General features: G+C 55.4%; 14 protein-coding genes. 12 read left to right on the top strand and 2 right to left on the bottom strand.

The window, feature by feature from the left end:
- From odhB to zapE, 3 genes are read left to right on the top strand one after another with little or no spacing between them, the layout of a single operon-like run.
- Positions 1-1,164 carry a 2-oxoglutarate dehydrogenase complex dihydrolipoyllysine-residue succinyltransferase gene (odhB, locus tag IV91_RS0103870; RefSeq protein ID WP_031596160.1) on the top strand — a complete coding sequence of 388 codons (1,164 nt, stop codon included), beginning with the start codon at positions 1-3 and terminating at the stop codon, positions 1,162-1,164.
- A 17-nt stretch (positions 1,165-1,181) separates the two neighbouring features.
- Complete coding sequence (gene lpdA, locus IV91_RS0103865) at positions 1,182-2,612, top strand: dihydrolipoyl dehydrogenase (protein WP_031596158.1); 1,431 nt, start codon at positions 1,182-1,184, stop codon at positions 2,610-2,612.
- Positions 2,613-2,620: 8 nt separating this feature from the next.
- The gene (gene zapE, locus IV91_RS0103860; protein ID WP_035417096.1) at positions 2,621-3,703 is read left to right on the top strand and encodes a cell division protein ZapE; all 1,083 of its coding nucleotides are present in this window, start codon (positions 2,621-2,623) and stop codon (positions 3,701-3,703) included.
- Here the strand turns inward: zapE and IV91_RS0103855 are convergent.
- Positions 3,687-4,079, bottom strand: coding sequence for a RidA family protein (locus IV91_RS0103855; RefSeq protein WP_031596155.1), 393 nt, complete (start codon positions 4,077-4,079; stop codon positions 3,687-3,689). The two genes, zapE and IV91_RS0103855, sit on opposite strands and share 17 nt — an antisense overlap.
- Before the next feature lie 78 nt (positions 4,080-4,157).
- On the opposite strand from IV91_RS0103855, the gene IV91_RS0103850 reads away from it, so the two are divergent.
- The 5 genes from IV91_RS0103850 to IV91_RS0103830 are packed head-to-tail and all read left to right on the top strand — an operon-like array spanning position 4,158 to position 8,871.
- Entirely contained in the window at positions 4,158-4,760 is a 603-nt protein-coding gene (locus tag IV91_RS0103850; RefSeq protein WP_035417077.1) for a 5-formyltetrahydrofolate cyclo-ligase, read from the top strand.
- Positions 4,757-5,506, top strand: a complete 750-nt coding sequence (locus IV91_RS0103845; RefSeq protein WP_031596151.1) for a pseudouridine synthase — start codon at positions 4,757-4,759, stop codon at positions 5,504-5,506. The genes IV91_RS0103850 and IV91_RS0103845 overlap by 4 nt, the downstream gene beginning before the upstream one ends.
- Before the next feature lie 15 nt (positions 5,507-5,521).
- Positions 5,522-7,321: an acyl-CoA dehydrogenase gene (locus IV91_RS0103840; RefSeq protein ID WP_051862018.1), complete on the top strand. Its 1,800-nt coding sequence runs from the start codon at positions 5,522-5,524 to the stop codon at positions 7,319-7,321.
- Between the two features lie 8 nt (positions 7,322-7,329).
- Positions 7,330-8,199, top strand: a complete 870-nt coding sequence (locus IV91_RS0103835) for an NADP-dependent methylenetetrahydromethanopterin/methylenetetrahydrofolate dehydrogenase (protein ID WP_031596148.1) — start codon at positions 7,330-7,332, stop codon at positions 8,197-8,199.
- Positions 8,200-8,247: 48 nt separating this feature from the next.
- Entirely contained in the window at positions 8,248-8,871 is a 624-nt protein-coding gene (locus IV91_RS0103830) for a cyclodeaminase/cyclohydrolase family protein (protein WP_031596146.1), read from the top strand.
- Here IV91_RS0103830 and IV91_RS0103825 read toward each other — a convergent pair.
- Complete coding sequence (locus IV91_RS0103825; RefSeq protein WP_031596144.1) at positions 8,868-10,505, bottom strand: electron transfer flavoprotein-ubiquinone oxidoreductase; 1,638 nt, start codon at positions 10,503-10,505, stop codon at positions 8,868-8,870. The two genes, IV91_RS0103830 and IV91_RS0103825, sit on opposite strands and share 4 nt — an antisense overlap.
- Before the next feature lie 85 nt (positions 10,506-10,590).
- Between IV91_RS0103825 and rpoE the strand changes: the two genes are divergently transcribed.
- From rpoE to IV91_RS0103805, 4 genes are read left to right on the top strand one after another with little or no spacing between them, the layout of a single operon-like run.
- On the top strand, positions 10,591-11,319 hold the full coding sequence (rpoE, locus tag IV91_RS0103820; RefSeq protein WP_233418387.1) for an RNA polymerase sigma factor RpoE: 729 nt from the start codon (positions 10,591-10,593) through the stop codon (positions 11,317-11,319).
- On the top strand, positions 11,313-11,834 hold the full coding sequence (locus tag IV91_RS16665) for a sigma-E factor negative regulatory protein (RefSeq protein ID WP_051862015.1): 522 nt from the start codon (positions 11,313-11,315) through the stop codon (positions 11,832-11,834). The genes rpoE and IV91_RS16665 overlap by 7 nt, the downstream gene beginning before the upstream one ends.
- A complete protein-coding gene (locus IV91_RS0103810) occupies positions 11,834-12,859 on the top strand; it encodes a MucB/RseB C-terminal domain-containing protein (protein WP_031596137.1) in 1,026 nt (341 codons plus the stop codon). Before IV91_RS16665 ends, IV91_RS0103810 begins: the two co-directional genes overlap by 1 nt.
- On the top strand, positions 12,859-14,241 hold the full coding sequence (locus IV91_RS0103805; RefSeq protein ID WP_031596135.1) for a Do family serine endopeptidase: 1,383 nt from the start codon (positions 12,859-12,861) through the stop codon (positions 14,239-14,241). Before IV91_RS0103810 ends, IV91_RS0103805 begins: the two co-directional genes overlap by 1 nt.
- The last annotated feature ends 79 nt before the right edge of the window (positions 14,242-14,320 follow it).

Genomic DNA, 14,320 nt, shown 5'->3' with positions numbered 1-14,320 from the left:
ATGTCCCTGGAAATCAAAGTCCCCCCCTTGGCAGAATCCATTACGGAAGCCACCGTGCTTGCTTGGCATGTGGTTGAGGGAGCCCCGGTGCAACGGGATCAAAAGTTGGTGGATATCGAAACCGACAAGGTCGTGCTGGAAGTTCCAGCACCCCGTGCAGGCGTGCTTCAGCGGATTCTCAAGGGCGTGGGGAACAAGGTTCAATCCCATGAAGTCCTGGCCCTCATGGAAGAGGGCCAGGACAGCACTGTGCCGCTCCCTGCTGCAACCGTGCCTGAAGCCCCTGTATTGGTTATGCCGGCGGCCAGCAAAATTTTGCGGGAACAGGGACGAGAGCCGTCCGTGAAAGGAGGAAGTGGACGAGGTGGGCGTATTCTGAAGGAAGATGTCATTCAAGACCCAACCTCCGGACAGGTGGAACCCGCCGGCGTGGAAACGTCATCCTCACTCCTGCCTGGAGCACCGCGTCAGGAGCGCAGAACGCCGCTCTCAGCTTTGCGTCGGCGTGTGGCTGAGCGTCTCATGGCGTCACAGTCAGGCACGGCCACTTTGACCACCTTTAACGAAGTGGATATGTCGGCAGTTCTGGCCCTGCGTCAACGCTACAAGGATTCTTTTGAAAAAAAGCATGGCATTCGCTTGGGGCTCATGTCCTTTTTCGTCAAGGCGGTGGTTTCTGCCCTCCAGCGCTATCCGGTGCTCAATGCGCGCATCGAGGGAACGGATTGGGTAACGCCCGAGTTCATCGATATTGGCGTGGCAATCGGCAGTAAACGGGGATTGTTGGTTCCTATCCTGCGTGATGCACAGCGCTTGAGCATGGCTGATATCGAGCGTCAGATTGCTGATTTCTCTCAACGGGCCGATGCCGGGCATATTACCTTGGAAGAATTGTCGGGAGGAACCTTTTCCATCACCAATGGGGGTGTTTTTGGTTCCATGCTTTCCACGCCCATTCTCAATCCTCCTCAGTCCGCGATTCTGGGCATCCATGCCACGCGCGATCGGCCAATGGTGGTGGAGGGAGAAATCGTGATTCGACCCATGAATTATTTCGCCTTGTCCTACGACCATCGACTCATCGATGGTCGTGAGGCCGTTCTTGGTCTGGTGGCGATGAAGGAGGGATTGGAAGACCCGGCGCGTTGGCTTCTTGATTTATAAAAAATATTAAATATATCATGCAATCATTTGATTTAGTTGTTATTGGTGCCGGACCTGGTGGATACATGGCGGCCCTGCGAGCCGCCCAGCTTGGGTTGCGGGTAGCCTGCGTCGATGAGGGGGTGGATGGGCAACAGCGTCCCAGTCCAGGGGGTACCTGTTTGAACGTCGGGTGTATTCCTTCCAAAGCCTTGTTGGAATCCTCTGCCTTGTATGCCCGGATCATCGGGGAGGCCGCCGGGCATGGCATTGATGCCGGTCCGGTTCAACTGGATGTGGCGCGCATGCAGGCACGCAAGGAAAAGATCGTACGGCAGTTGACTGCCGGGGTGGGCTATCTCTTCAAAAAAAATGGTGTGTCTTTTATGCCGGGGCGTGCCAGTTTTAAGGGAAAAGAAGGGGATCAGATCCATCTGACCGTTCAACGCAAGGATCAGGAAAGAGAAGATATCGCCGCCGCTCAGGTGATCATTGCAACGGGTTCGGTTCCTCGCACCCTGGAGAGCATGCCCTTCGACCAGGAACGAATTCTTGACAGTACCGGTGGCTTGGCGTTGACCACGGTGCCTCGCCAGTTGGTAATTTTAGGGGCGGGAGTCATCGGTCTTGAATTGGGTAGCGTATGGCAACGCCTGGGGAGTTCGGTTACCCTGCTGGAAACTCGGGATATTTTTTTGCCAGAAGCAGATCAGGAAGTGGCGCAACAGGCCCTGAAAATTTTGACCCAGTCTTCCGGTCTCAGAATCGAGTTAGGGATTCATCTGGAAGCAGTTGAAAAAACAACAGAATCACTTAACTTGACGTATACGAGCGGGGGAGAATCCCGGAAACTTTGCGCAGATGTATTGATACTCGCGGTGGGTCGTTGTCCCAATACCAAGGGATTGGAATTGGAACGAGTGGGGCTGGCTCCCGATGGGCAGGGTCGTATTCCCGTGGATGCCCACTGCCGAACGCCGGTGCCGGGCGTGTGGGCCATTGGAGATGTGGTGCGGGGCCCCATGTTGGCCCATAAAGCTGAAGAAGAGGGGGTGGCCGTGGCCGAACGTTTGGCTGGTCAGTTGCCTGAGGTGAATTTGGTTCATATCCCTGCGGTCATCTATACCGAACCTGAATTGGCTTGGGTCGGATTGACCGAGGAAGCCGCCCAGGCAGCGGGGCGGGCCGTGCGTATTGGACGTTTCCCTTTCCAGGCCAATGGTCGTGCCAAAGCGCGGGGTGCTCCCCAGGGCTTGGTCAAAGTTATCGCTTGCGCTGTCACTGACCGCATTTTGGGGGTTCATATCCTGGGTCCCGAGGCTTCCGAATTAATCGCCGAAGCGGTGGTTGCTCTTGAATTTCAGGCTTCCAGTGAAGATCTGGCGCGCATTGTCCATGCCCACCCCTCTCTCAGTGAAGCCCTGCGCGAAGCCTGTCTGGGCGTGGATGGGCGCACGCTCAACCTGTGAGTTTTCCTGTGCACGGTCCCCTGCAATGGTATCAATCCTTTCAGACCCGCCCAGATTATCGGGCCGATACGCTTCAATGGTCGGTGGTGGAAAAGTTGCAGGCTTTACACGATGCTCTGGTGGAATTCAAGGAATATCGCCAGACCCTGCTGGCCCGTACCTTTGGCAACCGACGTCCACCGCGCGGAATTTATCTGTACGGGGCCGTGGGGCGGGGTAAGACGGTCCTCGTGGATGCTTTTTTTTCCACCTTGCCCTATCAACGCAAGAAAAGGCTGCACTTCCATGAATTTATGGCACAAGTGCATGAGCGACTCAATCAGTTACAAGGACAGGAGGACCCGCTCCGGAGAGTGGCGGCGGAGTGGATCGTGGAAACCCGGATTCTCTGCTTTGATGAGTTTCAGGTCAGTGATATTGCCGATGCCATGATCCTGCAACGTCTATTGGAAACGTTGATCGAATGGGGGGCTGTATTGGTCCTGACCTCGAACTACGCGCCTGAAGATTTGTATCCCAATGGATTGCAACGGGAACGTTTTTTCCCCACCATTGCTTTGATCCGAGAGTATCTCGATGTGATTGAACTAAAGGGGAGCCAAGACCATCGCCAGGACGAAGCAGGAACCTCACCTCACTACCTGTACCCTTTGGATGTGGCGACGCACAGTCGGTTCGAAGCGCATTTTCGGCAGCATTGTTCACACCCTGAAACGCGTGCCTGCCTACGCCTCATGGAGCGTATCGTTCCGGTGCGGGGATTATGCGGACGAACGGTCTGGTTCGAGTTTGGCGTACTCTGCGGGTCCGCCCGGTCACAACGAGATTATCTGGAACTGGTTGCAGATTTCGATACCCTGTATTTGTCCGATGTTCCTCTTCTGACGGATAAAATGCGCGATGCCGCCCAGCGTTTGATCTGGTTGGTGGACGTGTGTTACGACAGGGGCGTGACGATGATGGTTTCGGCCGCGCTGCCGCCCGCCGAACTGTATCCCGACGGCGTGAAAAATGGTGACTTTCGGCGTACCGTCAGCCGTCTGCAGGAAATGCAGAGTGCTGACTGGCCAAAACTCAGGCGGGAAGAATGATGGCGTCGGCCTCGATTTCCACCAGCATTTCAGGGTCGATCAGGCGCTTGACTTCCACCAGAGTGGTGGCAGGGCGAATTTCACCAAAGTATTTTCCATGAGCTCGGGCGACTTTTTCCCACTGATCGATCTGGGTGACGAAAATGCGCGTGCGGACCACATGGGTCAATTCAGCTCCCGCTCGTTTCAATGCCTGCTCGAGGTTGTCCAGCGCCTGCAAAGTCTGGGCCTCGGGGTCATTGGGTCCCACCAGGCGACCATCGGTACCTGTTCCGGTGGTGCCGGAAACGAAAACTTGATTTCCCACCTTGACGGCACGGGAATAGCCAATAATGGGTTCCCAAGTGGAACCACTGGAAATATTTTCTCGGGACATGGAATTATCCTTCATAATCTGATCGAAAAATGACGCGGCATTGTACCGCACTCTGAATCAATCGTTCCGGACACGGTCATGAATATTTTCCCCTCTTTGAATGTCGACAAGAAATCCCTGCGCCATTGGGCATTACAACAACGTGCTCAAATTCCCCCGGCCCAGCGTGAACGACGCAGTTTCGATTTGCATCGCTTGCTCCATGAGCATCCGCGTTTCCAGGCGGCCCAGGTTCTTCTGCTGTACGGGTCCATGGGTTCAGAACTGAACACTTGGCCTCTTTTGCGCGCGACCCTCAAACTGGGACGATCCCTGGTATTGCCCCGTATCGACCGTGATACTTTGATGCTCTATCGGGTACGGGATCTTGATACAGAACTGGGTCCTCCCGGTCTCTGGGGACTGCGAGAACCCCTCCCGCACCTTTGCGATCCTGTGCGCCCGGAGACTCTCGATTTCGTTTTGGTGCCTGGCTTGCTCTTTGATAGGCGGGGGGGGCGTCTGGGCTATGGAGGCGGGTATTATGATCGTCTATTGCCTCAAGCCTCCCACGCCTGGCGTCTGGCTTTGGCTTTTCGCGAGCAGTGTGTGGACGAGGTTCCCCGGGAGCCTCATGATTTACCTATTCACGAAGGTTTGAATGATGCGGGGACTTTTTTTGTGACCACGGAACATCCATGAGCGGAGCAGAGAACACGGGTTTGGAACGCATTTCCAAGGTGATGGCGACACGCGGTCTGTGCTCCCGGCGTGAAGCAGATCAGTGGATCCTTCAGGGCTGGGTGCTTCTGGATGGAAAAAAGATCATGGAATTAGGTACAAAAATGGCACCACACCAGATCCTGACTGTGTCCCCCGCTGCACAACGGGCGCAGCGGCAATGGGCGACGGTAATTTTGCATAAACCCATTGGTGTGGTGTCGGGACAGGCGGAGGAAGGGTATCGTCCGGCGGTGCAACTGGTGACTGCCGAAAATCGCTGGAGTGAAGATTCGGCAAAGGGGGGGTGGACTCCGATGCTGCTGCGTGGCCTGGCCCCGGCGGGAAGACTGGATATCGATTCCACGGGTCTGTTGATCCTGACCCAGGATGGCCGTGTGGCACGAACCCTCATCGGAGCAGATTCTACGGTGGAAAAGGAATATCTGGTACGTGTGTCGGGACGCTTGCCTGCCCAGGGATTGAAACTCCTGAATCATGGGTTGTCCCTTGATGGCCGGGACCTACGTCCGGCACAGGTCGATTGGCAAAACCCGGATCAGTTGCGCTTTATCCTGAAGGAAGGACGTAAGCGCCAGATTCGGCGCATGTGTGAATTGGTGGGGTTACGGGTTACCGGACTGAAGCGGGTACGGATTGGAAACGTACGCCTGGGGGCTTTGCCTTTGGGACAATGGCGTCTGCTTGGGGAAGAAGAACATTTCTAATAAGGAAAAACCGACATGAATTATATTCCTCCGCTAAATGACATGGCTTTTGTGGTCAAGGAATTGTTAGGTCTCGAACCATTGGCTGCCCTTCCAGGCGGAGAAGGGGCAGAAGCCTCATTGTTCGATGCCGTGCTGGCAGAATCGGCCCGTCTTACTCAGGAGGTGTTGGTACCCCTGAATTCCGTGGGTGATCATGAACCCGCTCATCTCGATGGGGGAAAAGTTATCACGCCGCAGGGATTCAAGATGGCTTACGAACAATTTCTGGCGGGAGGCTGGAATGGTCTGACGGCGCCTGTGGATTTTGGTGGACAGGGTCTGCCCTCCATTTTTGCTGCGCCCCTGGAAGAAATGTGGCATGGAGCCAACATGGCCTTTACCCTGGGGCCCCTGTTGACTCGAGGAGCAGTGGAAGCCATTGATTATGCGGGAACAGCGGCACAGAAGGCGCGCTATCTGCCCAAACTGATCACGGGAACCTGGATGGGGACCATGAACCTCACCGAACCCCAGGCGGGCTCGGATCTGGGTGCTCTGCGTACCCGTGCCGTGCCTGCGGGGGATGGGACCTACCGTCTCACTGGCCAGAAAATCTTCATCACCTACGGTGATCAAGATTGGACGGAGAACATCATTCACCTGGTTCTGGCACGTCTGCCTGATGCGCCTGCCGGAGTGCGTGGCCTATCGCTCTTCATTGTGCCAAAGGTTCTCCTCAACGACCAAGGCAACCTTGCTGCACCCAATCAGGTGCGTACCGTTTCCCTGGAGCATAAATTGGGGATTCATGGCAGTCCTACCTGTATGCTCAGTTATGGTGATGAAGGAGGTGCCTGGGGAGAGTTGTTGGGAGAACCCCATCGCGGTCTGGAATTGATGTTTGTCATGATGAATGCGGCGCGTTTTTCCGTAGGTGTGCAGGGACTGGCCATTGGTGAACGGGCCTATCAGGGGGCTCTGGAATATGCCCGCACGCGTATTCAAGGCTTGCCGGTGGGGGAAAGCCAACTTCAACCTATCGTCCACCATCCCGATGTACTGCGCATGCTGGTGGAAATGGACGCACGACTGCAAGCAGGGCGTACCCTGGCCTATTATGCAGGCTGGATGATCGATCGGGCACACTTTGAAATCGACCCTCAGCGCAAGGCTTGGGCACAGCGTCGTTCAGATCTATTGACCCCTCTGGTGAAAGGGCATTGTACGGAATTGGGCGTCTGGACCAGCAATGTAGCCTTACAGGTTTTTGGTGGTATGGGCTTCATCGAGGAGACGGGGGCTGCCCAGCATTACCGTGATGCTCGAATTACCACTATCTACGAAGGTACCACGGGGATTCAGGCCAATGATCTGGTGGGGCGCAAACTTTGGCGTGATCAGGGATTGGCCGTGCGCGAACTTCTCGAGGAAATTTCTGCGACCCTGAAAGAGTTCCAAGAGGGAGAGAAGGTCGGGTCGGCGATACTTCAGGCGCAGGCAGAGGTACTGAAGTTGACGGTACAGGCCACCGAACGACTGCTGCGCCAGGGTGCAACGGATCCCCGCTGGGGCCTGGGCGTGGCGGTTCCCTACCTGCATCTGCTCAGTCTCTGTGTGAGCGCCTGGTGGATGACACGCAGTGCGTGGGTTGCGGCTCAAGGCAGAGGGGGGTTACCCGCCGAATTCTATCGTCAGAAGCAGAATGTCGTATCATTCTACGCGGCTCATGTCTTGCCCCGTGCCTTGGTACTGGCCCGTCAAATCGAAGCACCGGGGGATCTGCTTGAGTCCCTGCGTTCCTCCATGGCGGGGGATGGAACGGTAATACATTGAGGATTATGATGAAAAAATTGCTTTATCAGTTGGATACGGACCTTCTGCCGTCCGTTTTTGACAATGTGGTTGCTCATGATGGTGGTGCTGATCAAGTGATTCCCTACGGAGGAATCACACCCGATAATATGGGTCCCTTGGTAGAAGGAGCGATTTTTACCCGTGCACCCAAGGATAAAAAAAATACGGCCATATTCGTGGGCGGGAGTAATCTGGTGGAGGGGGAATCCCTTTTTTCGGCTATTCAGAATAAATTCTTCGGCAAGTTCCGGGTCTCCCTGATGCTCGACAGCAATGGGGCCAATACGACGGCAGCGGCCTGTGTGGCCTGGCTGACTCAAGGCCGTCCGATTGAAGGAAAACAGGCGATCGTGCTGGGAGGCACCGGTCCGGTGGGACAACGGGTTGCGGTCATGTTGGGGCGGGCAGGAGCCGAAGTAACCTTGACGGGCCGTCAACTGGAGCGAACCCGTCAGGTTTGTGCGCAACTTAACCAACGTTATGGATTGACAGTGGCCGCTGCCGCCGCTCCGGACCTGGAAAGCCGTGGACAGAGTATTCAGGGCAAGGAAATCGTGGTATCCACTGGGGCTTCCGGTGTGACCATGCTGGAGGAAACCCAGTGGGCACAGGCAACCGGACTGGAATTGATTGCCGATGCCAATGCTTCGCCACCGGTAGGCATTGGTGGGATCGATATGACTGATCGGGCCACCCTTCGGCATGGTGTCCTCTGTTTTGGGCCCTTGGGTTTCGGAGCCCTCAAGCTGGCCCTGCACCGGGAATGCATCGGACGCCTGTTCGACAGCAATGATCTGGTATTGGATGCGGAAGCGATTTTTGAGCGGGCCCGTATCTTGCTGGCCGCTTCTCTTTAGAACCTTTTTTCTCGCGGGAGCGGGGAATACCGATTTCAGGAGTGATTAATGACGACTCAATCCATTGCAGACTTTTTGGAAGAATTGGCCAGTGCAACGCCCACGCCCGGAGGAGGAGGTGCCGCAGCCTTGATGGGCGCCATGGGTGCCGGTTTGATCGCCATGGTAGCCCATGTCACGGTGGGCAAAAAAGGGCAGGATATGCAGCTTCAGGAAATGGAACAGCAAATCAAGGAGGCGGGAGTGCTGCGTCAGGAATTTACGGCCATGATCAGTGCTGATGCAGTGGCTTTTGATGGGTTGATGAGCGCTTTCAAGTTGCCCAAGCATAGTTTGGATGCCATTGATCGTCGTGCGCTCGCCATTCAACAAGGGTATCAGGATGCCACGGAAGTGCCTCTGTCCTGTATTCGAGCCTGTTTGCATGGGCTTGCTCTGGCGCATCGCTCCGCCGAGCAGGGGCATCGCAATGTGCTCAGCGACAGTGGGGTGGCGGTTCACGCGCTACTGGCGGCGCTTCGCAGTGCCATCCTCAATGTTCAGATCAACGTGCCTGCCATCAAGGATCAGTCCTTCGTCGATGCTGCCTTGAATGAAGTACGGGCGGCGGAAGAGGAAGCCAGTGCCAGCGCGGCAATGACACTGGATGTAGTCAACGCCCGCTTGTCCTAAAGATTGGGGTATTGGGGACCGCTTCCGCCTTCGGGTGGAACCCAACGGATATTCTGTTGGGGGTCCTTGATATCGCAGGTCTTGCAGTGGATGCAGTTGGCTGCATTGATTTGCAGGTGCCGTTCCGGGGTGTTTGAATTTACAATTTCGTAAACTCCCGTGGGGCAATAGCGGGTTTCCGGAGAGCGATAGATTTCCCAGTTGATGGTGAGGGCTTTTTTCGGGTCAGCCAGAATCAGGTGATCCGGTTGGGTTTCTTCGTGAGTAGTTTGCGCCAGAAATACCGAAGAGGGTCGATCGAAGGTCAGTTTACCATCGGGTTTGGGATAGGTAATGGGCGTGCAGGCGCTGGCAGCGCGCAGGGTCTGATGATCGGCGTGGGCATGAGAAAGTGTCCAGGGTGCCCGGCCTCGCCAAATCCAGGTGTCCAGTGCTGCGTGAATCAAGCCGGGGATCAGTCCCCAGCGGAAACCGGGGCGCAGATTGCGTACGGCTTTCAGTTCCTGCCCGACCCAGGAAGTGCGTAAGGCTGGTTCAAAAAGGGTGCATTCCGATAGTTGCGGCGTGTCATTCAGATGTTCATAAAGGGATTCTGCTGCGATCATTCCGGATTTGAGCGCGGTATGACTTCCCTTGATCTTGCCGACATTGAGAAACCCCGCGCTGTCTCCGATGAGAATCCCGCCCGGGAAACTGAGCCGGGGAATAGACTGCCAACCTCCTTCGTTGAGGGCCCGGGCTCCATAGGCGACCCGTCGCCCCCCCTGGAATAGGGCGCGTAAGGCCGGGTGAGTCTTAAAGCGCTGGAATTCTTCGAAAGGGTCTAGGTAAGGGTTTGAGTAATCCAGTCCGACCACGAATCCAACAGATACCCGGCGGTCATCCAGATGATAGATCCAGGATCCCCCATAGGTTCGAGAGTCCAGCGGCCAACCCACCGTATGAGTAACCTGCCCGGGGCGGTACAAGGGTGAGTCCACTTCCCAGATTTCCTTGAGCCCCAGACCGTAGGTTTGAGGTTGAGCGCCGGCTGACAGGGAAAAACGTTCATTCAACCGACGAGCCAGTGACCCTCGGCAACCCTCTGCAATCACGGTCTGACGGGCTCGCAACTCCATTCCGGGCTGAAAGCGGGGACTGGGTTGGCCATTCTTCAGTCGCCCTACGTCACCCGTCAATACGCCCTGAACTTCGCCCTCGGCTCCCAGTAACAGATCTGTGGCAGCAAATCCGGGGTAGATTTCCACGCCCATGGCTTCGGCCTGAAGGGATAGCCATTTGCACACCTCTCCCAAACTGACGATATAGTTACCCGTATTATGGAGTTGGGGCGGAGTGGGAAGACGACAGGCACGGCGCTCGGACAGCAATAAAAATTGGTCTTCCGTGACAGCGGTGATCAGAGGAGCACCGCGTTGTTTCCAGTCTGGAAAAAGTTCACTGAGGGCGCGGGGTTCCATGACGGCTCCGGAGAGGATATGAGCACCCACTTCGGCCCCTTTTTCCAGAACACACACGGAGAGTTCCTGGCCCCGACTCTGGGAAAGTTGCTTCAGGCGGATGGCACAGCCTAAACCGGCCGGCCCCGCGCCCACAACGACCACGTCATACGTTAAACTGTCTCTTTGGGTCATGGATTATGGCAGAGGAATTAAAGGGAGTAATTATACCCACACTTGGGGAACCAATTGGATGAGGAAATGGTCAACGGAGGACAGGATGCAAACCGACAACAAGGATGATGCCATGCCCTCACAAACCTCTGCGCGCGTGTTATCCCTGGCTTCCCACCCTGGTGGGCGCTCTCCCGCCGGGGACTCTGGGGCACAGGAATCCGTGGTTTTGGCGCCTGTACCCACCGAACGGGAAATCGACCAACAGTTGGTGGAGCGAGCGCAGCGCGGGGATAAGTTGGCTTTTGAGTTATTGGTCATCAAGTATCAGCGCAAGTTGCTGCGCTTGGTGGGACGACTGGTTCGTGATCCGGCGGAAGCCGAGGATGTGACGCAGGATGCTTTCATCAAGGCTTACCGCGCATTGGGTTCCTTTCGTGGGGACTCGGCTTTTTATACTTGGCTTTACCGCATCGGTGTCAATACTGCAAAAAACCATCTCATGAATCAGGGGCGTCGCATGCCCGCATCCATCGGGGTGGAAGAAGCCGAATACTATGAAGGCAATGATCTCCTTCAGGACGTGAATACCCCGGAGGCAGAGTTATTGAGTCGCGAGATAGCGCGTACCGTTAACGACAGTATGGAAGCGCTTCCGGAAGAGTTGAAAACGGCCATTCGTTTGAGAGAAATCGAAGGGCTGTCCTACGAAGACATTGCAACCATGATGAATTGTCCGATCGGAACGGTGCGTTCCCGTATATTTCGGGCCCGAGAAGCCATTTCGCATAAATTGAAACCCTTGTTGGAGGTTTTGGGGAGCAAAAGATGGTAATGGAAGATATGGAACTGGAGCGCTTGTCAGCGGCCATGGATGGGGAGTTGGACGATGAGAACCTACCTCGGTTGCTGGGGGGATGCCGTCACGATCCAGACTTGCAGCAGTCATGGCACGCCTTTCATTTAATCGGCGAAACGTTGCGTGATTCCCGGTTGCCCCCGGCGCGCTTGCACAGCCGGATAGCTCAGGCACTCAAGGACGAACCGACGGTACTGGTGCCCGGTAAATCCTCCATGGCCCCCCCCCTGCCGCTGGATGGGGTGTCACAACGACGCTGGTTGGCCATGGCTGCTGCCATTGCCGTTGTGGTCTTGACCACTGCCTTGCTCCGACCAGGTTTGCCGAATAATCCGGTTATCGCCCAAAACGGGCAAAGTGCGCCTGCCGCGATTGAAAACGGTGTTTCTGACAAGGATATTCAGACCTTCGTCGCATTGCATCGGCAGGGTTCCCCTTTGTCTGAGTTTCAAACCGTTGATTATACACCACAAACAATTGCTCAACGATAGTGGGTACGGGAAAAGCAGGTTTCTCGATCTTGAAGGTACTTGGCAAAGGGATCATTCCTGTCATCGGATTGCTGATTAGTGGGGTGGGGCAAGCCGGATCCGAACCCGAACCCGTCGGTGAGTCGCTTTCTTTGCTCAGTCGCTTGAGCCATGCGGCCCATGATCAATCCTACCGAGGTACCTATGTGGTTCAGAGGGGCAGCGAAATGGAATCATCCAAAATCCTGCATGCCCGCATTCACGGAGAGGAACTGACTCGCATCGAGGTGCTGGATGGGCGTCCTCGGGAAATCACTCGGGATGGCAAGGAAACACGCTGCTACTACCCGGTACAACACAAGATTCGCATCGAGAAAGGTTATACCCGGCATCTTTTCCCGGCCCTGATAGAAGTTCCCTATGAGCAATACCTCCGATATTATGATGTTTCCCAGGTCGGAATGAATCGCGTGGCAGGACGGGAGTGTCGGCGCATCTTGCTCCGCGCACGGGACCGTCAGCGCTTCGATCACGAGTTTTGTGCGGATGTGGATACGGATTTGATCCTCAAGGCAGTAACCTATGATCAGCACCATGAACCTTTGGAAACCTTACTTTTTACTGAAGTTTCCGAGGATGATCCTATGTCGGCAGAACTTCTGAAACCCACTTATCCGGACTCAATCCAATGGAAAAAAGTTTTTTTCCCTCCCCCGGTGGCGGATCATCTGTCCTATCAGTGGGATATTCAGGCGTTGCCTCCGGGTTTCAGTAAAATTCTGCAGATGTCCATTCAATCCACGGCGGTGCCGGGAGCACCCTTCGAACATCTTGTGTTTTCTGATGGGTTATCTTCCTTTTCCGTATTCATCAGGCCATTACAAGGGGAAGGCTTCCGCCCAGTACAGGCCCGAATTCAATCCAGTGCACTGAGTTATTATTCCGGAACGGTGGGGCAACATCGCATCGTGGTGGTAGGAGAAGTGCCTCAGGAGGTTGTCACCGCCATAGGACAATCCATGACTATAACGGAGGAAACACACTGATGAAACGATTGTTACTGCTTGGACTATTGGTGCTGGGTATAGGACTGGTGCAGGCCGAAAATCTGCCTGACTTTACCGACATCGTAGATCATGAATCCAATACGGTGGTCAATATCAGCGCCATCACCAAGGCGCCTGCCGAAGGGGAAACCAACTCGAAGGTTCCCGAACACGATCCCATGCTCGAGTTTTTCCGCAATTTTGGCATCCCCGTACCTGAAATGGGACCCCAAGGTTCGGGGATGGAATCCAGTTCCATGGGATCTGGCTTTATCATTCGCCCGGATGGTTACATTCTGACCAACGGTCATGTGGTTCAGGGCGCAGATGAAGTGACCGTCAAATTGCTCGACAAACGTGAATTCAAGGCCAAAGTCATCGGCATCGATCCTAAAACAGATGTGGCTCTGCTCAAGATCGATGCCACTGGTTTGCCCACCGTCAAGGCAGGGGATCCCGCCAAGGCCCGGGTTGGCGAGTGGGTAGTGGCAATTGGTGCGCCCTTTGGTTTCGAGAGCACTGTGACCAAAGGGATCATCAGTGCCAAAGGACGATCACTCCCTCAGGAAACCCTGGTACCCTTCATCCAGACTGATGTGCCCATTAATCCCGGTAATTCAGGAGGCCCGCTTTTCGACATGAAAGGAGAGGTGATCGGCATCAATTCCCAGATCTACAGCCGGACGGGGGGGTACATGGGATTGTCTTTTGCCATTCCCATCGATGTGGCACTTCAGGTGGCCGATGAGTTGCGTCTTCATGGCAAGGTGAGCCGGGGTTGGTTGGGTGTGGTCATTCAGGAAGTGAGCAAGGAACTGGCGGATTCCTTTGGTTTGCCCAAGGCAGAAGGCGCGTTGGTGGTGTCCGTACAGAAGGGATCTCCCGCAGAACGGGCCGGTATTCAACCCGGCGATATCATTCTCCGCTTCGATGGAAAGACAGTGAATAATCAAACCGATTTGCCGCGCATCGTCAGTTCGGTAAAATCCGGATCCGGGGTTTCTGCCGTGATCTGGCGTAAGGGTGCCGAGCGTTCACTGCAAGTGTTGGTGGGGAATATGCCAGCCGAAAAAATCGCGCGGGGCGAGGGCAGAGGAACGACCCACGGGGGGAAACCCACCGGACCAGCGGTCCGATTGGGACTGGCAGTGACGGATCCGGGGGAGGGACAGGAGGGAGTTGTTATTGAAGGAGTGCGGGGTGAGGCAGCTCAGGTCGGTTTGGAGCCTGGCGACCAGATTCTCTCGCTGAACAACAATGAGTGCCATTCGGTCCGAGAATTCAACCAGTTGGTGGAAAAAATCAAGGGGCCGGTGCGTGTGGCATTGCTCGTCAAACGGGGAGATAGCCCCCCGGAATTTGTCACCCTTCCCCTGCAATGAGTTCTAACAGTATGAGTATTCTGGATTTCAGGCTAGAATAGCGGGTCTGCGGGCGCTGCTCCAGCGCTCCTTCCCCGGA

The organism is Ferrovum myxofaciens, assembly GCF_000735045.1.
GTDB classification, from domain to species: domain Bacteria; phylum Pseudomonadota; class Gammaproteobacteria; order Burkholderiales; family Ferrovaceae; genus Ferrovum; species Ferrovum myxofaciens.
The sequence above is the reverse complement of the archived record's forward strand: the minus strand, read 5'-3'. Positions and strand labels throughout refer to the sequence as shown.

Coding starts and splice junctions, on each gene's coding strand:
- rpoE (WP_233418387.1), top strand. CDS start 10,591: ATGCAAACCGACAACAAGGATGATGCCATGCCCTCACAAACCTCTGCG.
- IV91_RS0103825 (WP_031596144.1), bottom strand. CDS start 10,505: ATGACCCAAAGAGACAGTTTAACGTATGACGTGGTCGTTGTGGGCGCG.
- lpdA (WP_031596158.1), top strand. CDS start 1,182: ATGCAATCATTTGATTTAGTTGTTATTGGTGCCGGACCTGGTGGATAC.
- IV91_RS16665 (WP_051862015.1), top strand. CDS start 11,313: ATGGTAATGGAAGATATGGAACTGGAGCGCTTGTCAGCGGCCATGGAT.
- IV91_RS0103845 (WP_031596151.1), top strand. CDS start 4,757: ATGAGCGGAGCAGAGAACACGGGTTTGGAACGCATTTCCAAGGTGATG.
- IV91_RS0103850 (WP_035417077.1), top strand. CDS start 4,158: ATGAATATTTTCCCCTCTTTGAATGTCGACAAGAAATCCCTGCGCCAT.
- IV91_RS0103830 (WP_031596146.1), top strand. CDS start 8,248: ATGACGACTCAATCCATTGCAGACTTTTTGGAAGAATTGGCCAGTGCA.
- IV91_RS0103840 (WP_051862018.1), top strand. CDS start 5,522: ATGAATTATATTCCTCCGCTAAATGACATGGCTTTTGTGGTCAAGGAA.
- IV91_RS0103855 (WP_031596155.1), bottom strand. CDS start 4,079: ATGTCCCGAGAAAATATTTCCAGTGGTTCCACTTGGGAACCCATTATT.
- IV91_RS0103805 (WP_031596135.1), top strand. CDS start 12,859: ATGAAACGATTGTTACTGCTTGGACTATTGGTGCTGGGTATAGGACTG.
- odhB (WP_031596160.1), top strand. CDS start 1: ATGTCCCTGGAAATCAAAGTCCCCCCCTTGGCAGAATCCATTACGGAA.
- IV91_RS0103835 (WP_031596148.1), top strand. CDS start 7,330: ATGAAAAAATTGCTTTATCAGTTGGATACGGACCTTCTGCCGTCCGTT.